Here is an 18338-nt window from a genome sequence, read left to right as displayed (position 1 = left end):
TTCTTGCTGACCGCCTTTGCCGTTCACTACGGCCAGGCTGGTGGGCGCAGGAGCAGGACACTCAGCGTGCGAGGAGAACGCGTTTCCGCAGGAGAGCGAAGCCGGCGCGGCCGAACATTTGCCGCTTCAGCATCTTGATCCGGTTGACATGGCCTTCGACGACGCCGGAGTTCCAAGGTGTGGAGAGGCCGGCTGTGACCGCGTCCAGATCGCATTCGAGGCCGCTGGCGAAGGTGTGCAGGCTGGGCAAGTCGTCCTACGAACCACCACGATCCACTCCGTGTGCTGCTCTCCTTCGCGCTGCGTGAGAATCCGGGCGAAGGCGCGGATGTGCCCGGCGAGGGCTTGCAGCTCGGGGCAGTTGGCGAGCGCAGCCTTCAGTCGCAGCCGGTCGTCATCCTGGAGGGCGTCGGGATGGGTGAGCATCCAGCCGGAGACCGTCCTGACCGAGGGTGGCCGGACGTCCGGGGAGCCGGGATGTCGTCCGCAGGGGGCGCAGGTAGTCGTGGACGGCGCCGTAGCCGCCGTTCGCGTGGGCCACCATCACGCTGATGACCAGGCGGCTGACCAGGCTGGTCAAACAGCGGCCTACTGCCCAGCCCGGACCGGCCGCGGCAGCGCCTCGGCCGGTGCGGATCAGGACCGGCTCCGGCGGGATCCGGCTGGCACCCGCGAGCCTGCGCTGAACGGGAGGCGCCGCAGACCGAGGCCGCCGTCGGCCAGCTCGATGAGGCCCCACTCCTTGGTGGACTGGACTGGACAGGCAAGGCCGTCCCATGGCCCGGCAGCCCTCCGGAGGCGAATGCCCTGGGTCGACGGCGGAATCGTCATGCAGTCGCCGACCGGCTGTGTCACTGGAGGGAGTCAGCCGATTCCTGCCGCTGCTGGTACTGCTCGTTCCAGAGGTCGGCGAGCTCGCGAAGTGCGCTGTTGATGCGGCCGAGTTCCCAGAGCACGTAGATGCTGGCTCCGGCGAATGAGATCCACTCACCCCAATGGAAGTCCGGCACTCCCCCCGTGGTGGCGGACCATACTCGATCTGACTGCAAGATCGTCTGCGAGCGGGCGACCTCGGTGTTGGTCAGCCCGGGCGCAGCAGTAGCGGGCGCGTAACGCGCGGACTGGCGAAGCTTGGAGAGGACCCGCCAGTTCTTCAGGCAGGCGAAGGTGTGCTCGCACGCCGCCCGCCAGGAGACGATCACTTTCAGTCGGGGAACTACCACCCCCAGCGAATAGGCGCTATCCGGCGGGTGCATCGTCCGGCAACTGGAGTGTGGGCATGGGCATGGGCTGCGCATTACGGATTCGTTCCTCCGTCCAGTACTTCAGGAGTTCCTCCGCGCTGCCCTGATTCTCAGAGTTATCAACCTCCAACGGCAAAAAGGACGGGTCCTCGGGAGTCTCTCCCGTGTCCGCAGAGCGCCAAGCCGCAAGGGCGATTACGGTGACAAACGCAACTGGAAGTGGCGCCAACCACAGCAGTGCACGAGGCTTTATTGCCTGCACCTTCGCGACGGAGAGTCGGCAGCTCGTCCAGAAAGTCGTCACCACGCTGGGCACCGCTCACGGCTCCCAGCGTGACAGCACCAACCTCAGTCGGCTGCCCTATCCAGAGTCAAGTCACCCTGCCCGGATCAGAAACACGCACTCATTGACTTTCTATGTGCTACGAAAGCGGATTGGGCTATATACGGCGACACTCGTTGCCCCATCCAATATTGGCAGGGCAACGAGTTGAACTCGGGCCGGGTTTACTCAGTAGATCGTGAACGAAGTGCCCGTCACGGTCACTCCGAGGGTGCCCCACGTGTTCGGCCCGAGGACCGGGCCACAGACCGGCCCTCCATAGTTCCAGCATGCCCTGGTCGTGTATCTCCCCGTGTGATAGTCACCTCGGTAGGGCATGGTCGCTGAATACGTGCCTGCAGACCCGTAGAAGCCGAAATTGGCGTACGGAACCCGGGTTGTGTACCAACAAGCGTCGCCCGACTGGCAGACGCTGCGTCTGCTGATAAGCGGCTCGACGCGCGAGTTCCCTTCCTCGACCGCGAGCACGGCTCCGGTGGCCGGGTCGAGGGTGACTGTCTTCGGCGTTTCTGACTTCAGCAGCTTCTCTTCGGAAGCGCTGAGCGAAGTTCCGTCAGGTGCCGGCCCGGCCGCTGTGGCTTGACTGATCATGGACACACTGGCGACAGCGGCCAGGATAAGCGCCACGCAACTCGGCAACACGCGCCGAAAATGTAATTTCACTGGACCTCCCCTTTTCCGTGTGCTTGACTGCACTGCATCTCTGGGAGGTTAACGGACCTTTTATTCCCACGACAGGTGGTCGTGGAGAAATGACCGAAAATCGCTGACGTATGAAATTAGCCACTCACGCATTAGTGATCTCTAATTAATGATCTCGAGGTCGACATTCCGCTCTACCGCAATGCCGCTGGAGTAGGAAGGTGTCTCACACTGCTTTGCCTGTCGATGGTTGATCACCACGTTTTTCGACGAAACCAGCCCGCTGCCCGCCTGGGACCTCGGGTGCTGTCTGCGGTCACCGAATCTGTGCTGCGTTCCCTGCCTGGGCCGTGCTGTAGCGGCGAAAGCTGAGGTTCCGCTTTACAGAAATTGCGGAGCCTCCCCGCGCGCGCCAGGCAGACGGGGGAGATGGGCCATCGGCGCTGGACGATGAGTTCGCGGATGAACTCCGCCAGAGCCGCGAAGGCATGGAAGATCAGGCGCCCGCCGGGCGTGGTCGTGTCGAGCGCCTCGTGCGGCGAGGTGAATCCGACGCCGCGCTTGCGCAGGCACCGCACCGATCCAGACGCCGGGCTCAGGATGCCGGTGAATCGGCCGTCGCGTCGTACCGCTCTCGTGCCGCGCGGACCTCATCGAAGTGGGTCTCGGCCCAAGCTTTCACGGCCGTCAGCAAGCCGGCCAGACTGGCGCCGAGGGGGGTGAGTTCGTAGTCGACGCGGACAGGGACGGACGGAGTGACCGTGCGGGACAACAGACCATCGCGTTCGAGAGCACGCAGGGTCTGCGTGAGCATCTTGGGGCTGACACCCGCGATCTTGCGGCTCAGCTCCCCATAGCGCCGGGGGCCGTCGGACAGGGCCGCGACGACCAGGCCGACCCATTTGTCGCTGAGACGGCCGAGCAGTTCGTTGGTCGGGCAGGTGCGGCAGAACGCGTCGTACTCAACCCGCGCCTGCTCACGCTTCTGGGCCGCCGTCATCGTCGCCACAGCTCTCCTCTCGGTGCGCTAGGCACTCTCAGGTAACTACTTCCCGATAGAGAGTAACGCTCCCTAGGGTTGCCTCAGCAAGGCGGAAACGCGCTAACAAGTCATTTCAGGAGAATTTCCCATGCGTGCTGCAGTGGTGAGGACATTCGGCGGTCCCGAAGCCGTGGAGATCGTGGACGTAGACGTGCCCGACCCCGGGCCGCGCCAGGTGCGGATCAAGGTCGCGGCAGCCGCGCTGAACCCGGTCGACGCGGCCAAGCGGTCCGGCATGTTCGGGGAGCCGGGCGGGCTGGGTGGCGATGTCGCCGGGACGGTCGACGCGGCCGGTGCGGACACGTCATGGAGCGTCGGCGACGAGGTGGTGGCGCTGGCCGACGGCACGCATGCCCAGTACGTCGTCGTGGAGGCCGACTGGGTGGCCCCGGCGCCGTCGTCGGCCGATGCCGTGCATGCTTCGACCCTGCCGTTGAACGCCCTGACCGCCGCGGGTGCGCTGGACCTGCTGGGGCTGCGGGAGGGACAGTCCTTGCTGGTGACCGGCGCTGCGGGAGCGGTGGGCGGATACGCCGTCCAGCTCGCCACCCGCCAAGGGGTGTCGGTGACCGCACTGGCCCGCGAGAAGGACGAGCAACTCGTGCGGTCGCTGGGTGCGGCGCACGTCACCGGTGTCACCGGCGGGGCGGACTTCGACGCCGTGCTCGACGCGGCGATCCTCGGGGAACCGGCACTCGCCCGGGCGCGCGACGCAGGGGCCTACGTCGGTGTCATCCCCGGGGCGGGCCCGGCCGCGGCACGCGGAGTACGCGTCGAGGCGGTCCAGGTGAGGCCGGACGGGGCGCGGCTGGCGGAACTGGTCCGACTGGTGGACGAGGGCGTGCTCACACTCCGGGTCGCCGAGACGTACGCCCTGGAGGAGGCGGCGAAGGCTCACGCCCGGCTCGCCGAAGGCGGACTGCGGGGACGCCTGGTCATCGTTCCGGACCACGGCTGACCGCACTGACCTGTGCCACACCATTGGGCTCCTGTCGGGCTCGACGGCGATCCAGACAGCATTGGGATCATGCGCCCGTACGCTCCCCAGCCCGGGCACTGGCCGTGCGTGTCCGTCGGCCCGCGAGCGCCTGGCACGGTCACCGCAGTGAGGTTCAGGCGGGCGTCCACTTCTTCGTACGGGCGCACGTGCGACCAGAACAGCGGTGTCAGGCCGCGCCGGTCGGCCGGCGTGAGCGGGTCGGCCCACTCCGGGTCGGCGAGGACGTCCTGGAGCATGAGGGTGTTCACGCAGACCAGGGCTGACTGGAGGATCCGCCGGCACAGCACGAACATCTCCTGCTCGTCGCGCCGGTTGGAGGCGATCTCCCCGCCCCGTGCCGTAGGCGTTCACGGAGTTCGCGCCGTTTGGTGGCACCACCGACGGGTTCGCCGCTCAACTGCGCAGCTGCGCAGTTGAGCCGGGCGGCCCGTCGCGTGGCGTCGCCACAGTGCTGCGCGTGCCCTACCTAGGGTGGAGACCGACCGGTGGATCGCGTTCCGCTCGCACTTCGGCATCGAGAGCTTCTACTGCCGCTCGGGCATCGACGGCGCCCACGAGAAGGGCGGGGTCGAGTGGCAGATCGTCTACTTCCGCCGCAACCACTTCACCCCGGTGCCGGAGGTAGCCTCGCTGGCGGAGCTGAACGAGATGGTCGAGCAGTGGGACCGGTCGACCGCTACAGCCAGATCGCGGTCCGCACCAACCGTTACTCGGTGCCGGTGAGGTTGATCGGCAAGCGGGTCCGCGTGGTGCTACACGCCTCTCACCTGGTGGTTTATGACCAGAACGTGGAAGTCGCCCGGCATGAGCGGCTGATTGCCAAGGGCGGCTGCCGCCTGGAGCTGGACCACTACCTCGAAGCCCTGATCCGCAAGCCGGGCGCCTTTCCCGGAGCCACCGCCCTCGAACAGGCCCGCTCGGCAGGCAAGTTCACTCCGGTCCACGACGCCTGCTGGGCCCAGGCCCGCAAGATCCACGGCGAGCGGGACGGCACCCGGGCCCTGATCGGGGTGCTGCTGCTGGGCCGGCACATCCCGCACGAGCACCTGGTCGCCGGGCTGGCCACCGCCCTGCGGGCGGCGGGTGCTTTGACCGCGGACGCGGTCGCGCTGGAGGCCCGCAAGGCCGCCCTGGCCGAGGACGATCCCGTCCCCGGCCTGCCCACCACCGGGACGGGACAGCCGTCGGGGACCGTGACGTTTCTGCACGAGTGGAGGCTTGCCCACCTGCCGCCGGACACCAGGCCGCTGCTCTCGGTGACCCCCTATGACCAGTTGCTCCGACGCCGTCGCGCCAGCGGCGGCGCCCACCGAGAGGAAGAAGCCCAGTGCCCCTGTCCCGTCAGCGAGGCTTGACCGAGCAGGCCGCCGACGCCGCCGTCGGCACCGCCTGCCGCCTGCTGCGGCTGCCGAGCATCCGCAACGAGTTCTCCGACATCGCCGACCGGGCGGTGAAGGACCAGAAGACCTACCGCGGCTTCCTGGCCGAGCCGCTGATGGCCGAGTGCGACGACCAGGACCGCCGCAGGTCGGAACGGCGGATCAAAGCGGCCGGCTTCCCGCGGGAAGTCCCTGCGGACCTTCGACTTCGACGCCAACCCCAATGTCGACCCGGCTACCATCCACACCCTTGGCTCCAGCGAGTGAATCAAGAAGGGGCAGCCGCTCTGCTTGATCGGCGACTCCGGCACCGGCAAGTCGCACATGCTGATCGGCCTGGGCACCGAGGCCGCCATGAAGGGCTACCGGGTCCGCTGCACACTGGCCACGAAGCTGGTGAGAGAGCTGGTCGAGGCCGCCGACGAGAAGCAGCTGAACAAGACCATCGCCCGGTACGGCCGCGTCGATCTTTTGTGCATCGACGAGCTCGGCTACATGGAACTGGACCTCACGGCGCTGAGCTGCTGTTCCAGGTGCTGACCGAGCGCGAGGAGAAGAACAGCGTCGCTGTCGCCTCCAATGGCCCCCACCGGGCACGAGCCGAGGAACCCGCCAAGGCCGGCTGACTGCCCGAGGCGCGACTCGACGGCCCGCCTCAGGGCAGCCCCGGGAGGCAAAACAGGCAGCCCGGGCCAGCCCTGAGGTCCGGTCACTTTCGCCAGAACAGGTGGTGCGTCACGCCACTCGGGCTGGGCACGACCTCCAGGTGGAACCGGTCGAGCAGCTCATCGGGTGACTCCCAGAGCCGTAGTCCGGACCCGAGCTTCACCGGCGAGACCGCCACATGCATGGTGTCGACGAGGTCGGCGTCCAGGAACTCCCGGATGGTGGTAACCCCGCCGCCGAGCCGGACGTCCTTGCCCTGCGCCGCCTCCCGCGCCTGCTCCAGGACCGTGGCCGGGTCGCCGTCAATGAAGTGGAACGTGGTGTCGGAGAGCGTGAACGAAGGACGCTTGTGGTGAGTCATGACGAACACCGGGGTGCGGAAGGGGGGCTCGTTACCCCACCAGCCGCGCCACTCATGGTCATTCCAGGGCCCGCGCTGGGGCCCGAACTTGTTGCGGCCCATGATCTCGGCACCGATGTTGCGCGCGTAGTCCCGCGTGAAGTAGTCGTCGAGGCCCCGGCTCCCTCCGGGATCGGTGCGCATGGGCCAGCTCGCCGTGGCACCGGCCCAGGCGAACAGCTTCGCCGGATCGACGGCGTGGCCGAAAGGACTCTCAAGGCTCTGGTCCTCACCGGCGCCGATACCGTCACTCGAGACGTTGAAGTTCTGGACTCTCAGCAGCTGAGCCACGTGCTCCTCCTGTGTTGTCGACAACGGTGGTGAGACTCTTTAGGCCGCGAAAACTCATCGTTGCATCCGTGACCGGTCAGAAATTGGGCCACCTGCTGTCACAGACGCGGGCGACCCCAGGCAGTGATGTCATTTCTCGTAAACATTCAGGCCACCGTCGACCGCCAACCGGCGCCCGAACAGACGGACAGACGCTGCCGCTTGACGTGAGCGAAGCCAGGCGGAGGTCTTCGCGCTCATGGACTTACGCGTCAGTGGTGTGTCTCTACCCGCTCAACCACCCTTCCGAGCAACAGCAGATGGCTGATCCCCGCGGTGTGTTGCATGAGCCTGTTCATCGTGGGGCTGGACACCACCATCGTGAATCTGGTGCTTCCTTCCATCCAACGGGATCTGCATGCCACGGCCTCAGGTCTCCAGCGGACCATGGACGCCTACAGCTTCGTAGACGGTGGCCTCGATACCGGCTCGGTGTCCGTAGCGGTGGCGCCAGTGGTCGGTGTCCTCCTCGCTGCGGGCTTTCTGTCCTGTGCTGCTGCCCGGGCCTGGGTGAGGGCCAGGCGGTAGGAGTCGGTGCCGGTCTGGATCAGGTTGCCGCCGAAGGTGAGCCGGTCGACGATGGCCGCGCAAGGCCGGGGAGCGGTGAAGGTCTTGGTCCAGCCGCTGAGACTCTCGTTCGCGGCGATGGCGACATTGTTCTTCTCCTGACGCTCCGTCAGGAACTGGAAACAGCAGCTCAGCGCCCCGTCGGTCCCATCCGGCGTGGCTCCGCCCCGCTGCTGCGGCTGTATCGGCCACCAACGGTGGTCCGGACCGGCGATTTTGGGTCATTATCAACTCCCTGGTGCTGCAGCGACGTTGTGAGCGAGCCTGTGGACGGCGGTGAACAAGCCCACCGGCGACGCTGAGCAACCCGCACGCGGCGGTAGGGGCACCCGGTGTCGGGTGCCCCTACCTGTGGGGGTGCGGGAAGGCGTCCTTCCTCAAGGGGGAGTGGAGGTTTCGGCCTTCCCGGGGAGGGAGGAGGAGTCGGTCTCCCGGTGTGGGGGAGGGAGACGCGGTCCTCCTGGGGGAGTGACCGTCGGCCGACGGGGGCGGCGGGGGCACTCCTCCTGGTGGTTGTGTGCCTGGGTCAGTCGTTCGAGCGGTCGGCGGTGACCCTGCCGGAGTCGGGGTTCACGCGCCAGTCGCTGCCGGTGCCGTCGGCAGCGGTGGTGTCGACCTCCCAGGCCTGGTCCGTGCTCTCCTCGTCGAGGTCGACGGAGGTCACCGTGCCCTTGGCGGCGGCGGCCTCGGCGGCCTCCGCGGCGGTCACGGAGCTGCCCTTCAGGGCGGCACGGATCTGCGCGGTCTCGGCGGCATCGTCACCGTCGTCGTCCTTCTCGGTGTGCGAGCCGAGGACCTTGCCGTTGGCCGGGTCGATCTGGATGCTGTGCCAGGCACCGCCGTTGGTCAGCACGTCGACCTCCCACACGTGGGCTGTGCCCTCGTCGTCCAGGTCGGCCGAGACCGCCGTACCAGTCGTGTGCTTCAGCGCCGCCCTGATTGCGTCGGCGGCCGTGATCTGCCCGGCCTTGGCGTCGGCGGCGTTCTCGGCCTTGTCCTCGGCGTCCTCGTCCGTGGCGCGGGCGGCCTGGTCCCCGGCCCTGTCCTGGGCCGTGCCGTGGGTGTCGTTGACGTCGCCGCGGTCGTTGTCGTCGTTCGACACCGTCACGGTCTTCTTGGCCACCGCCTCGTCGTCACCCGAGACCGCGATGGCGGTCGCGGTGCCGCCGCCGATCAGGGCGACGGCCGCGATGGTGGCGATGACGACGTTGCGCTTCATGGGATTCCTCCGTAATGCAATGCGAGTGGTTGCAGCCAGTAAAGGATGTTGTTGGCGGTTGCAGTTGGCTTGTCTGCCTCATCTGCTTTCGACGGGAACCAATGTGGCTGATCGACGCTGAAGCAAACCTGAAGCCACCTGAAATCCGCTTCAGGTTCGGTTTGCCAAGCTGAACGCATGCGCCTGTTGATCGTGGAAGATGAGAAGCGGCTCGCGGTGTCGCTGGCCAAGGGACTGACGGCCGAGGGGTACGCCGTGGACGTCGTCCACGACGGAATCGAGGGCCTGCACCGGGCGAGCGAAGGGGTCTACGACCTGGTGATCCTCGACATCATGCTGCCCGGCATGAACGGCTACCGCGTGTGCGCCGCCCTGCGCGCCGTCGGCCAGGACGTGCCGATCCTCATGCTCACCGCCAAGGACGGCGAGTACGACGAGGCCGAGGGCCTCGACACCGGCGCCGACGACTACCTCACCAAGCCGTTCTCCTACGTCGTCCTCCTCGCCCGCGTGAAGGCGCTGCTCAGGCGGCGCGGGCCGGCGGGCGGAGCCTCGCCCGTGCACACGGTCGGCCATCTGAAGGTCGACACCTCCGCCCGGCGGGTGTTCCTCGCGAAGGACGAGATCACCCTGACCGCAAAGGAGTTCTCCGTCCTCGAACAGCTCGTGATGAGAGCCGGTGAGGTCGTGTCGAAGTCCGACATCCTGGAGCACGTCTGGGACTTCGCGTACGAGGGCGACCCGAACATCGTCGAGGTCTACATCAGCACTCTGCGCCGCAAGGTCGGCTCCGCGCTCATCAAGACCGTACGCGGGGCCGGATACAGACTGGAGGCCCGCCCGTGAAGCGCCGTCTCGGCTCCGTGAGGGCCCGCGCCACCCTCGCCACGACGGTCGTCGTCGCCCTAGCCCTGGTCGCCGCAGGCACCGCCGTACTGCTCTCGCTGCGGTTCACCCTCACCGACAAGGCGGATGCCGAGGCTGACTCCGTGGCCCGCAACGCCGCCTCGGCGCTGGCGAACGGGTTCGCGTACGACGAGCTGAAGCTGCCGGACGGCGACGAGAACCCCGTCGAGGTCCTGGACCGCAACGAGAAGCCCGTCGCGGCCGGCGAGGACGTCGAGGCCATGAACGTGACCGCCGTCGCGTCGGACCGGCTGAACTCCGAGACCAACGACGACGCCGACGACAGGGCAGAGGGCGATCGGGAGACGGAGGACAACGACGCTCTCACCTCCGGGGAGGTCACCGACGAGACCTGGTACGGCGAGGGCACCGCGACCGTCGAGGGGGTGACGGCGGAGTACCGGTTCGCCGCGGTCGACCTGATCACGCCGGCAGGTGTCCTGCTCACCGTCTACGCGGGCGCCCCGCTCTCCACCGAAGAGGAGGCCGTCAACACCGCGTTGACGACGATGCTCATCGGGCTGCCCCTGCTGCTGCTGACGGTCAGCGGGGTGACGTACGTCGTCACCAAGCGGGCGCTGCGCCCCGTCGAGGGCATCCGCGCCGAGATGGCCGCCATCACAGCCTCCGAGGACCTGTCACGGCGCGTCCCCGAGCCGGACACCCACGACGAGATCGCCCGCCTGGCCCGCACGACGAACGAGACCCTCGCCGCCCTGGAGACCTCGGTCGAGCGGCAGCGCGCGTTTGTCGCCGATGCCTCGCACGAGCTGCGCAGCCCCATCGCGTCCTTGCGCACCCAGCTCGAAGTGGGCGCCGCGCACTCGGAGTTCCTGGACCTGGACGGGGCCGTCGAGGACACCATACGACTGCAGAGCCTCGCCGCCGACCTGCTGCTGCTCGCCCGCCTGGACGCGGGGGAGCGGCCCCCGCCGGACGCGCGCTTCGACCTGGCGAAGGTCGTGGCGGAGGAGGTGTCCTCCCGGGACGGAGTGACCCTCGACAGCGTCACGTCCGTGGAGGTGCGCGGCTCCCGCAACCAGATCTGCCGCGTCCTCGGCAACCTCCTCGACAACGCCCGCCGCCACGCCCGCGACCGCGTCGCCGTGACCCTGCGCACGGACGCCGACCAGGCGGTCCTCCAGGTCGCCGACGACGGCTCGGGCGTCCCCCTCGCCGACCGCGACCGTATCTTCGAACGCTTCGTCCGGCTCGACGAATCCCGAGCCCGAGATGACGGCGGCGCCGGCCTGGGCCTCGCCATCGCCAAGGACATCGCCGTACGCCACGGAGGCACATTGACAGTCACCGATGCCCCCGGCGGAGGTGCCTTGTTCGAACTGAGGTTGCCGCTCACCTAGGGTCCGTCTTCAAACGGATCTTGCCCAGAGCAGGCACGAGGCGAGAGAGGCCGCTGCTTCGTAGGAGGCGGCGGTCTTGTCGTATCGAGTCGCGAGACCGCGGAACCCTTTGAGCTGGTTGACGCAGCGTTCGACGACGTTGCGTCGGCGGTCTGGTCCAGCAGATCGCGGCCGACCGCCGCCGCGATGGCCACATCGGCCAGCTCGACGCTCCGTGGCTCTTCCCTGGAATCCGTCCGGGCCAGCACCTCAGCTACATCACTCTCGCTGCTCGACTCAAACGGCCGGGCGTCCGGTCCTTGCCGAGCCGCTCGGCGGCAATCCGCGACTTGACTGCCGAAGTCCCAGCCGCAGTGGTCAACCGCCTTCTCGGCATCAGCACCTCCACCGCTACAAGCTGGGCCAAGAGATCATCTAAGGCTTCATATGCTGAACTACCGGTGTAGCCGCCGTCGGCCCAGACCAGGGCCAAGCGGTGGTGCGCGTCGGCCACCTGCTCGAGCAGGACCTGGGCGGCGGCGCGGTCGCCGGTGTCCGCGGCGGTGACCACCACGCCCAGCAGCAGGCCGAGCGTGTCGACCACGACGTGCCGCTTGCGCCCGTTGATCAGCTTGCCGCCGTCGAAGCCGCGGCTGTCGGAGCCGACGACGGCGTCCGTCTTGACGGACTGCGAGTCGATCACACCCGCACTCGGCTCCGCGTCGCGGCCCAACTCCCCGCGGACTTCGGCGCGCAGCCGGTCGGGGAACTCCTTGACCATGCGATGGTCGCGCCAGCGGCGGAAGAACGCGTATACCCGGTCCCACGGCGGGAAGTCGGCGGGCATCGCCCGCCGCTCGATGCCGTTGTCGACCAGGTAGCGGATCGCATCGAGTATCGCCCGGTGGCAGTAGGCCTCCGGCTGTCCTCCCCGGCCGCGGCCCGCCTGGGCCGCACCCCCTACAAGCTCGCCTTCGCCGCCCTGGCCGCCCTCGACAAGTCCACCTTCGCCATGGCCCCGTACCTGCGTACGAAACCCTCGGCCCCACCCTCCCCGGCGGCGCCCACTCCGCCGCCGTGCTGTGGGCACTCGCCCAGCGCATCGCCAAGGAGTACCCCGCCGCCATGCGCCGGGCCGGACACCCAAGCGCCGACGCCCTCTTCGACGCCATGCTGGGCGGCCGCTCCGGCGTCACGTTCACCGAGGACGAGTACGGCGACGCCTGGAACTACGTGCCCCACCCCGGCCACCGCACCCTCGCGTCAGATCGGCCAGTTTCCAGGTCGTGGTGATGGCCGCAGCGGAACGGACTCGGGAAGCGGGGTCGCCGCCGCCGGTGACAGGCCATCAAGGATGAGGGAGAGGTAGCGGCGCCAGCCGTCGCTGGCCGGGTCCATGGTCCACAGCAGGCTGAAGAGCATGGCCATGATTCTGGGCATGTCGTCCGGTACGAGGTCGGCGCGGATGCGTCCGGCCTCCTGGGCGCGACGGGTGAGAAGGGTCAGTGACGCGTAGTACGGGCCGATGGCGTCCGAGATGACGGCGCCGGCGTTTCTCGCGGCGGCCAGGGTGTTGTGCTCGCGGGCGGCCAGCGACATGGCGGCGTCGATCACGGAGTTGAGTGCCAGTAGCGGGTCGTCATCGAGGAGTGCCTGTTCGATGACGGGAGCGATGCACTCGGAGATGCCCTGCTCCAAGGCGGCCTTGGCGAGGACGGCCTTGTTGGGAAAACGCCGGAAGAGCGTTCTGATACCGACCCCGGCGTGTTGGGCGATCTCGTCCAGTTGCGCGTCGGGGCCGCTCTCGGCGAAGACCTCGCGGGCGGAGCGCAGGATCCGCTCGGCGTTGCGGGCTGCGTCGGTCCGCAGGAGTCGCTCGGAATTGGTGGCCACGAGGAAAGAGTAGCAACAGGCAGTTGACTGCCACTTGCGTCAGGGGCACCATGGAACTGGCAGTCAGCTGCCAGTTGCCGCTGCATGTCGGCTCGCGAATGATCCGGTGAGTGGCGAACGCGGAGCGCTGTGCGCGGTCCACGACGCGCGTGGTGCCCCTGCGTTCTTCGAGTGGTCACGACGGCTCGCTCACCAGTACCTCGGCGCCTTCCCCCACGACGCTCCAGGAGGTTCCATGTCCACCACGACCGACACCGATGACGTCATCGGTCTTCCCGAGTTCCCCGCTGACCGCGACGCACGCTGCCCTTTGGCCCCCGCCCCCGAGTACCGGGAGTGGCGTGAGACGGGTGGTCTGCGCCGGGTGAACTTCAGGGGCCGCGCCGCTTGGGCCGTGAGCCGGTACGAGGACGTGACGGCCGCGATGACGGATCCGCGGATCAGCGCAGAGGTCCCGATGCAGCAGATCAGCATGGGCCCCGGCACCCAGATGTTTCCCCGGATGGACGACCCCGAACACGCCCGGCTGCGCCGCATGCTGACCAAGGACTTCACGGTCAAGCGGGTTCAGGCCATGCGCCCGCGGATCGAGGAGATGGCGAACGAGTTCATCGACACCATGGTGGCCTCCGGCAGCCCCGCGGATCTGGTCCAGGCGTACGCGCTGCCCATTCCCTCCCTGGTGATCTCGATGCTGTTGGGGGTGCCCTACGACGACCACGCCTACTTCCAGGACATCACCGCCGTCCTGATGAGCCGCACCGCCACGGAGGAGGAGAGGCAGAAGGCCAGAGGGTCGATTCTCGGCTACCTGCTCGACCTCATCGGGAAGAAGGAACGCGAACCGGACGACGCCCTGATCAGCCGTGTCGTGCGCGAGCACCTCCATGAGGGGCAGCTGAGCCGAGAGACCTTGGCGGTGAACGGCTTTATCCTCCTCAACGCCGGGCACGAGACATCCGCGAACATGATCGCGCTGGGCACCCTCACGCTGCTGGAGAACCCGGACGCGCTCGCGCGGATCCGCGACGCGGACGACCCGAAGGTGGTCTCGGCCGCGGTGGAGGAGCTCCTGCGCCACCTCACGATCGTGCACAGCCTGGTCACCCGAGTGGCCAAGGAGGACATCGAGATCGGTGGCCAGCTCGTCCGCGCCGGTGACCTCCTGGTCATGAACCTCTCGGCAGCCAACTGGGATCCCGGCTTCGTCAGCGACCCCGACCGCCTCGACGTCGAGCGCGACGCCCGCGGACACGTGGCCTTCGGACACGGCGTGCACCAGTGCCTCGGACAGGTCCTGGCCCGTGCCGAACTCGAGATCGCCCTGCCCGTGCTCCTGCGCCGGCTGCCCGGCCTGCGGCTCGCGGTGCCACCGGAGGAGATCAGGTTCCGCAACGACATGAGCATCTACGGCGTCCACGCGCTGCCGATCGCCTGGTGACACGACCCGGACGCCCTGCCGCACGAGGGGCAAGGTCACCCCATTCCCCCCACAGGAGACCGAGCATGTCCCCACCGAACCCCGACCCCTCCCTCTCGGCTGCCCGCACCCAACCTGCACGCTCGATGGCCTGGGCCCCGGCATGACGGACCTGCGATTCGACGGCAGGGTCGCGATCGTCACCGGAGCCGGCGGCGGCCTGGGCAGGGAGCACGCCCTGCTCCTGGCGTACCGCGGAGCACGTGTCGTGGTCAACGACATCGGCGGTTCCATGGCAGGCGAGGGAGTGGACGACGCTCCTGCCGCGGCCGTCGTAGAGGCGATCCGCGAGCGCGGCGGGCAGGCGGTGGCGGACAGCCACAGCGTGGCGACCCCCGAAGGCGGACGGGACGTCGTGCGCACCGCGCTCGATGCCTACGACCGGATCGACATCGTCGTCAACAACGCCGGCATCCTGCGCGACAAGCCCTTCCACGAGATGACCCCGGACCAGCTCGACCCGGTCATCGACGTGCACCTCAAAGGCGCCTTCCACGTGACCGTCCCGGCGTGGTCCGTCATGCGGGAACAGGGCTACGGCCGCGTCGTCAACACCACCTCCGCGGCGGGTCTGCTGGGCTCCGCCCGGAAGAGCGGCTATGGCGCGGCCAAGGCGGGACTCCTCGGCTTCACTCGGGTCCTCGCCGTGGAGGGAGCCGCACACGGCATCAGGGTCAACGCCGTCGCCCCGGTCGCCGCCACCCGCATGCTCGCGGGATCCCTGGCGGACGCGGGGATCGGCGGCGCGAACGGCCGCCCGTCGATCCGGCGGCCCTGTAGATGATGAACACCCTCACCCGCAGTCTCGCCCCGGCGCTGGTCTCGCCCGTGGTGGCCTTCCTGGCCCACGAGGACTGCCCGGTGTCCGGAGAGGTCTACACCGCAGGTGCCGGACAGGTCGCGCGGTTCTTCGTCGCACGGACGCGGGGCTACCACAACCCGGCACTGACGGCCGAGGACGTACGTGACCACCTCGACCGGATCCGGGACGAGAACGACTCCTTCATCTCCACGGACCCTGGCGTGGAGATGGCCCACCTGCTGCGGAGCACCACACACCACCCATGAGCAGGTGCCTTGCACGCCCTGCTCCGGCGGATCACTGCTCTTCCACCCCTCCCCCCAAGGAGTAACCATGAGTACGGCGACCGACCAGACCCAGCCGAACGACGGCACCAGCCTTCCCGACTACCCTGGCACGCGTTCCCCCCGCTGCCCCTTCGACCCGCCCCCTGTGCAGGCCGGTTGGCGGCGCGCCGACGGGCTGCCCCGGGTGCGGTTGAGCAATGGCCGCATCGCCTGGGCGGTCCCCCGGTACGACGATGTCAAGCAGGTACTGGGCGATCCGCGGCTCAGTGCCGACGGACATCGCTTCCCGCAGCTGATGGAAACCCAGCAGCACGGCCAGCCGCAGGCGTTCCCGCGGATGGACGACCCCGAGCACTCCCGCATCCGGCGCACCCTCACCGGCGAGTTCACCGTCAAGCGGGTCGAGGCGATGCGGCCGCATGTCCGGTCGCTGGTCGACCGGTTCCTGGAGGAGACGATCGCCGCAGGACCGCCGGTGGACCTGGTGCGCACGTACGCTCTGCCGATTCCGTCCCTGGTGATCTCGTTGCTGCTCGGGGTGCCCTACGACGACCACGCCTTCTTCCAGACGCGCAGCGCCACGCTGATGCGCAAGGGAACCTCACAGGAGGAGAGGAAGGCGGCGAGCGGCGAACTGTTCGGCTACCTCCTGGATCTGGTGAAGCGCAAGGAGCGCGAGCCGGGGGACGACCTCATCAGCCGGCTGATCGCTGAGCGGGTGGTCGCCGGAGAGCTCACTCATCGCGACGTGGCCATGAGCAGCATGGTGATCCTGCACGCCGGGCATGAGACCACGGCCAACATGATCGCGCTGGGGACGCTGGCCCTGCTGGAGAACCCCCGGCAGGCCGATCGGATCCGGGACACCGACGATCCGAAGGTGGTCGCCGCCGCCGTCGAGGAACTGCTGCGGTACCTGTCGATCGCCCAGGACATGCTGGTGCGCGTGGCGACCGAGGACATCGTCATCGGCGGTCACCCCGTACGGGAGGGCGAGATGCTGGTCTTCGGTGTGCCCTCCGCCAACCGGGACAACAGCGTCTTCGACATGGCCGACGTCCTGGACCTCGACCGCGACGCCCGCGGACACGTGGCCTTCGGATACGGCGTTCACCAGTGTCTCGGCCAGTCCCTCGCCCGCGTGGAACTGCAGGAGGCCCTGCCCGCGCTGCTGCGCAGGCTGCCGGACCTGCGTCTGGCCGTACCCCTGGAAGAGCTGAGTTTCCGTCACGACATGGTGGTCTACGGCGTGCACGAGCTGCCAGTCGCCTGGTAGGCCGCCACTCCTGAAGAACCACTTTTTGAAGCCTGAAGTCCCCCTGAAGAACCGAGGACAAGAACCATGCGTGTGGAGCTGGACGAACCGAAATGCGTCGCGGCCGGGCAGTGTGTGATGGCCGCCCCCGACGTGTTCGACCAACGGGACGAGGACGGCGTCGCCGTGGTGCTGGAGGAGCACCCCGTCGCCGAACTCCTCGACGGCGTACGGGAGGCCGTGGCCGTCTGCCCGGCCGCGGCGATCCGTCTGGCAGAGCGGTGAAGCGGATCGTGGTCGTCGGTGCCTCGGCCGCCGGTCTGGCGGCGGCCGAGACACTGCGCCGGGAGGGCTACGACGGCACGCTGACCCTGGTCGGCGACGAACCCCACCCGCCCTACGACCGGCCGCCACTGTCCAAACAGGTCCTGTCCGGTCAGTGGGGCGCCGACAGGGCGGCCCTGCGGACTCCGGAGGACCTCGCCGCCCTCGACCTCGACCTGCGGCTCGGCGTCGCCGCGGCCGGCCTCGACCCCGCCGGACGTCTGGTGCGGCTGGCGGACGGCTCGACGGTGCCGTACGACCGGCTGCTCATCGCGACCGGCGTATGGCCACGGCGCCTTCCCGGTGACGGTGTCGCCCACGTCCTGCGCACCCTCGACGACGCGCTCGCCCTGCGGGACCGGATAGGACCGGGACGGCGGCTGGTAGTGGTCGGGGCCGGATTCCTGGGGGCGGAGGCAGCGGCGGTGGCGTCGAAGCTGGGCGCTCAAGTGACCCTGTTGGAGCCGGCGCCGGTACCGCTGGCGCGTGCGGTGGGCCTTGAGGTGGGGCAGGCGCTGGCACGGGCTCACCGGGAGCGAGGCGTGAAGCTGCGGTGCGGGGTCACCGTCACGGAGGTGACCGAGGACGGGGTGCGGCTGGCGGACGGCGAGGTCGTTGAGGGCGACGAGATCCTGATCGCGATCGGCTCACTGCCGAACACCGGCTGGCTGGCCGGCAGCGGTCTTGCGGTCGACGACGGCGTGGTCTGCGACGAGTACTGCCAGGCCGCCTGGGGGTCCCCCCGGCCGAAGGCTGGGGGAGTGTACGCGGCCGGGGACGTCGCCCGCTGGTACAACCCTCTGTTCGGCACCTCGATGCGGATCGAGCACCGCACCAACGCGGCCGAGCAGGGCATGGCCGCCGCCCGCAACCTGCTCGCCGCTCCCGGGGCACGCACACCGTTCACGCCGGTGCCGTACTTCTGGTCCGACCAGTACGACATGAAGATCCAGGCGTACGGCTACTTGCGCGGCCATGACGAAGTCGCCGTCGTGGAAGGGGACTTGGCCGAGGACCGCTTCCTTGCCGCGTACCGCTCCGGCGACCGGATCACCGCAGCCCTCGCGGTCGGCATGCCGGCCAAGGTCGTCCGGCAATGGCGGCAGGTCATCGCCGTCCGCGCCGCCTGGCACGACGCCGTGCCGAATCGGCCGTAGGCGACACGCGTGTACGCGACGCAGGGCTGAGGAGCCCCGTAAGGCGCGCCCAGCCCTGTGAC

At 68.6% G+C, this 18338-nt stretch carries 22 protein-coding genes and 3 pseudogenes; 14 read left to right on the top strand and 11 right to left on the bottom strand.

Annotated features, from left to right (window positions below; genetic code table 11):
- Window positions 1-61: 61 nt before the first annotated feature.
- The 4 genes from FE633_RS20170 to FE633_RS20155 form a co-directional block, all read right to left on the bottom strand.
- Window positions 62-250 (bottom strand): transposase, encoded by a 189-nt coding sequence (locus FE633_RS20170; RefSeq protein ID WP_138046569.1) that lies wholly within the window; start codon window positions 248-250, stop codon window positions 62-64.
- A gap of 601 nt (window positions 251-851) precedes the next feature.
- The gene (locus FE633_RS20165; RefSeq protein ID WP_138046568.1) at window positions 852-1256 is read right to left on the bottom strand and encodes a hypothetical protein; all 405 of its coding nucleotides are present in this window, start codon (window positions 1254-1256) and stop codon (window positions 852-854) included.
- A 1227-nt stretch (window positions 1257-2483) separates the two neighbouring features.
- Window positions 2484-2807, bottom strand: coding sequence for a recombinase family protein (locus FE633_RS49770; protein ID WP_246113730.1), 324 nt, complete (start codon window positions 2805-2807; stop codon window positions 2484-2486).
- A 17-nt stretch (window positions 2808-2824) separates the two neighbouring features.
- The gene (locus FE633_RS20155; RefSeq protein ID WP_119103980.1) at window positions 2825-3238 is read right to left on the bottom strand and encodes a winged helix-turn-helix transcriptional regulator; all 414 of its coding nucleotides are present in this window, start codon (window positions 3236-3238) and stop codon (window positions 2825-2827) included.
- Between the two features lie 121 nt (window positions 3239-3359).
- On the opposite strand from FE633_RS20155, the gene FE633_RS20150 reads away from it, so the two are divergent.
- Window positions 3360-4229: an NADP-dependent oxidoreductase gene (locus FE633_RS20150; RefSeq protein ID WP_138046567.1), complete on the top strand. Its 870-nt coding sequence runs from the start codon at window positions 3360-3362 to the stop codon at window positions 4227-4229.
- Here the strand turns inward: FE633_RS20150 and FE633_RS49765 are convergent.
- Window positions 4166-4564, bottom strand: a complete 399-nt coding sequence (locus FE633_RS49765; protein WP_119103982.1) for a Tn3 family transposase — start codon at window positions 4562-4564, stop codon at window positions 4166-4168. The genes FE633_RS20150 and FE633_RS49765 overlap by 64 nt on opposite strands.
- A gap of 178 nt (window positions 4565-4742) precedes the next feature.
- Between FE633_RS49765 and FE633_RS48475 the strand changes: the two genes are divergently transcribed.
- From FE633_RS48475 to FE633_RS20135, 3 genes and pseudogenes are all read left to right on the top strand, one after another.
- Window positions 4743-4994 (top strand): hypothetical protein, encoded by a 252-nt coding sequence (locus tag FE633_RS48475; protein ID WP_246113729.1) that lies wholly within the window; start codon window positions 4743-4745, stop codon window positions 4992-4994.
- A complete protein-coding gene (locus FE633_RS20140; RefSeq protein ID WP_246113728.1) occupies window positions 4931-5626 on the top strand; it encodes a Mu transposase domain-containing protein in 696 nt (231 codons plus the stop codon). The genes FE633_RS48475 and FE633_RS20140 overlap by 64 nt, the downstream gene beginning before the upstream one ends.
- A pseudogene (locus FE633_RS20135) lies at window positions 5599-6231 on the top strand (ATP-binding protein); the annotation flags it as partial. The gene FE633_RS20140 and the pseudogene FE633_RS20135, both read left to right, overlap by 28 nt.
- A gap of 128 nt (window positions 6232-6359) precedes the next feature.
- On the opposite strand, the gene FE633_RS20130 reads toward FE633_RS20135, so the two are convergent.
- Window positions 6360-7007, bottom strand: coding sequence for a dihydrofolate reductase family protein (locus FE633_RS20130; protein WP_138046566.1), 648 nt, complete (start codon window positions 7005-7007; stop codon window positions 6360-6362).
- 324 nt (window positions 7008-7331) lie between these two features.
- Between FE633_RS20130 and FE633_RS49485 the strand changes: the two genes are divergently transcribed.
- On the top strand, window positions 7332-7574 hold the full coding sequence (locus tag FE633_RS49485; RefSeq protein ID WP_171060041.1) for a hypothetical protein: 243 nt from the start codon (window positions 7332-7334) through the stop codon (window positions 7572-7574).
- Here the strand turns inward: FE633_RS49485 and FE633_RS47800 are convergent.
- Together FE633_RS47800 and FE633_RS20115 are read right to left on the bottom strand one after the other, a co-directional pair.
- Window positions 7535-7760, bottom strand: a pseudogene (locus FE633_RS47800) (ATP-binding protein); the annotation flags it as partial. The gene FE633_RS49485 and the pseudogene FE633_RS47800 overlap by 40 nt on opposite strands.
- A 379-nt stretch (window positions 7761-8139) precedes the next feature.
- Window positions 8140-8832: a PepSY domain-containing protein gene (locus FE633_RS20115; protein ID WP_138046565.1), complete on the bottom strand. Its 693-nt coding sequence runs from the start codon at window positions 8830-8832 to the stop codon at window positions 8140-8142.
- Between the two features lie 177 nt (window positions 8833-9009).
- Here FE633_RS20115 and FE633_RS20110 point away from each other — a divergent pair, with 177 nt between their 5' ends.
- Window positions 9010-9678 carry a response regulator transcription factor gene (locus FE633_RS20110; protein ID WP_138046564.1) on the top strand — a complete coding sequence of 223 codons (669 nt, stop codon included), beginning with the start codon at window positions 9010-9012 and terminating at the stop codon, window positions 9676-9678.
- Window positions 9675-11099, top strand: a complete 1425-nt coding sequence (locus FE633_RS20105) for a sensor histidine kinase (RefSeq protein WP_138046563.1) — start codon at window positions 9675-9677, stop codon at window positions 11097-11099. Before FE633_RS20110 ends, FE633_RS20105 begins: the two co-directional genes overlap by 4 nt.
- A gap of 9 nt (window positions 11100-11108) precedes the next feature.
- Here the strand turns inward: FE633_RS20105 and FE633_RS20100 are convergent.
- Window positions 11109-11249, bottom strand: a pseudogene (locus FE633_RS20100) (IS5/IS1182 family transposase); the annotation flags it as partial.
- A 103-nt stretch (window positions 11250-11352) separates the two neighbouring features.
- A complete protein-coding gene (locus tag FE633_RS20095) occupies window positions 11353-12168 on the bottom strand; it encodes an IS5 family transposase (RefSeq protein ID WP_171060040.1) in 816 nt (271 codons plus the stop codon).
- On the opposite strand from FE633_RS20095, the gene FE633_RS47345 reads away from it, so the two are divergent.
- Window positions 12156-12371, top strand: coding sequence for a hypothetical protein (locus FE633_RS47345; protein ID WP_162931284.1), 216 nt, complete (start codon window positions 12156-12158; stop codon window positions 12369-12371). The genes FE633_RS20095 and FE633_RS47345 overlap by 13 nt on opposite strands.
- On the opposite strand, the gene FE633_RS20090 is transcribed toward FE633_RS47345, so the two are convergent.
- A complete protein-coding gene (locus FE633_RS20090) occupies window positions 12342-12971 on the bottom strand; it encodes a TetR/AcrR family transcriptional regulator (protein ID WP_119103985.1) in 630 nt (209 codons plus the stop codon). The two genes, FE633_RS47345 and FE633_RS20090, sit on opposite strands and share 30 nt — an antisense overlap.
- A 235-nt stretch (window positions 12972-13206) precedes the next feature.
- On the opposite strand from FE633_RS20090, the gene FE633_RS20085 reads away from it, so the two are divergent.
- The 6 genes from FE633_RS20085 to FE633_RS20065 all read left to right on the top strand — a co-directional run bounded on the left by FE633_RS20085 (window position 13207) and on the right by FE633_RS20065 (window position 18276).
- Window positions 13207-14412 (top strand): cytochrome P450, encoded by a 1206-nt coding sequence (locus FE633_RS20085; protein WP_119103986.1) that lies wholly within the window; start codon window positions 13207-13209, stop codon window positions 14410-14412.
- A 142-nt stretch (window positions 14413-14554) separates the two neighbouring features.
- Entirely contained in the window at window positions 14555-15235 is a 681-nt protein-coding gene (locus tag FE633_RS20080) for an SDR family NAD(P)-dependent oxidoreductase (RefSeq protein ID WP_212747244.1), read from the top strand.
- The gene (locus FE633_RS47795; RefSeq protein ID WP_212747243.1) at window positions 15235-15519 is read left to right on the top strand and encodes a hypothetical protein; all 285 of its coding nucleotides are present in this window, start codon (window positions 15235-15237) and stop codon (window positions 15517-15519) included. The genes FE633_RS20080 and FE633_RS47795 overlap by 1 nt, the downstream gene beginning before the upstream one ends.
- A 67-nt stretch (window positions 15520-15586) precedes the next feature.
- Window positions 15587-16816 carry a cytochrome P450 gene (locus FE633_RS20075; RefSeq protein ID WP_119103987.1) on the top strand — a complete coding sequence of 410 codons (1230 nt, stop codon included), beginning with the start codon at window positions 15587-15589 and terminating at the stop codon, window positions 16814-16816.
- A gap of 66 nt (window positions 16817-16882) precedes the next feature.
- Entirely contained in the window at window positions 16883-17080 is a 198-nt protein-coding gene (locus tag FE633_RS20070; protein WP_119103988.1) for a ferredoxin, read from the top strand.
- Complete coding sequence (locus tag FE633_RS20065) at window positions 17077-18276, top strand: NAD(P)/FAD-dependent oxidoreductase (protein WP_171060039.1); 1200 nt, start codon at window positions 17077-17079, stop codon at window positions 18274-18276. Before FE633_RS20070 ends, FE633_RS20065 begins: the two co-directional genes overlap by 4 nt.
- The last annotated feature ends 62 nt before the right edge of the window (window positions 18277-18338 follow it).

It is taken from the genome of Streptomyces montanus (assembly GCF_005786655.1).
GTDB lineage: Bacteria > Actinomycetota > Actinomycetes > Streptomycetales > Streptomycetaceae > Streptomyces > Streptomyces sporangiiformans.
The sequence above is the reverse complement of the archived record's forward strand: the minus strand, read 5'-3'. Positions and strand labels throughout refer to the sequence as shown.

Coding starts and splice junctions, on each gene's coding strand:
- FE633_RS20165 (WP_138046568.1), bottom strand. CDS start 1,256: ATGCACCCGCCGGATAGCGCCTATTCGCTGGGGGTGGTAGTTCCCCGA.
- FE633_RS20150 (WP_138046567.1), top strand. CDS start 3,360: ATGCGTGCTGCAGTGGTGAGGACATTCGGCGGTCCCGAAGCCGTGGAG.
- FE633_RS49765 (WP_119103982.1), bottom strand. CDS start 4,564: ATGTTCGTGCTGTGCCGGCGGATCCTCCAGTCAGCCCTGGTCTGCGTG.
- FE633_RS49485 (WP_171060041.1), top strand. CDS start 7,332: ATGAGCCTGTTCATCGTGGGGCTGGACACCACCATCGTGAATCTGGTG.
- FE633_RS20115 (WP_138046565.1), bottom strand. CDS start 8,832: ATGAAGCGCAACGTCGTCATCGCCACCATCGCGGCCGTCGCCCTGATC.
- FE633_RS20110 (WP_138046564.1), top strand. CDS start 9,010: ATGCGCCTGTTGATCGTGGAAGATGAGAAGCGGCTCGCGGTGTCGCTG.
- FE633_RS20085 (WP_119103986.1), top strand. CDS start 13,207: ATGTCCACCACGACCGACACCGATGACGTCATCGGTCTTCCCGAGTTC.
- FE633_RS20080 (WP_212747244.1), top strand. CDS start 14,555: ATGACGGACCTGCGATTCGACGGCAGGGTCGCGATCGTCACCGGAGCC.
- FE633_RS47795 (WP_212747243.1), top strand. CDS start 15,235: ATGAACACCCTCACCCGCAGTCTCGCCCCGGCGCTGGTCTCGCCCGTG.
- FE633_RS20075 (WP_119103987.1), top strand. CDS start 15,587: ATGAGTACGGCGACCGACCAGACCCAGCCGAACGACGGCACCAGCCTT.
- FE633_RS20070 (WP_119103988.1), top strand. CDS start 16,883: ATGCGTGTGGAGCTGGACGAACCGAAATGCGTCGCGGCCGGGCAGTGT.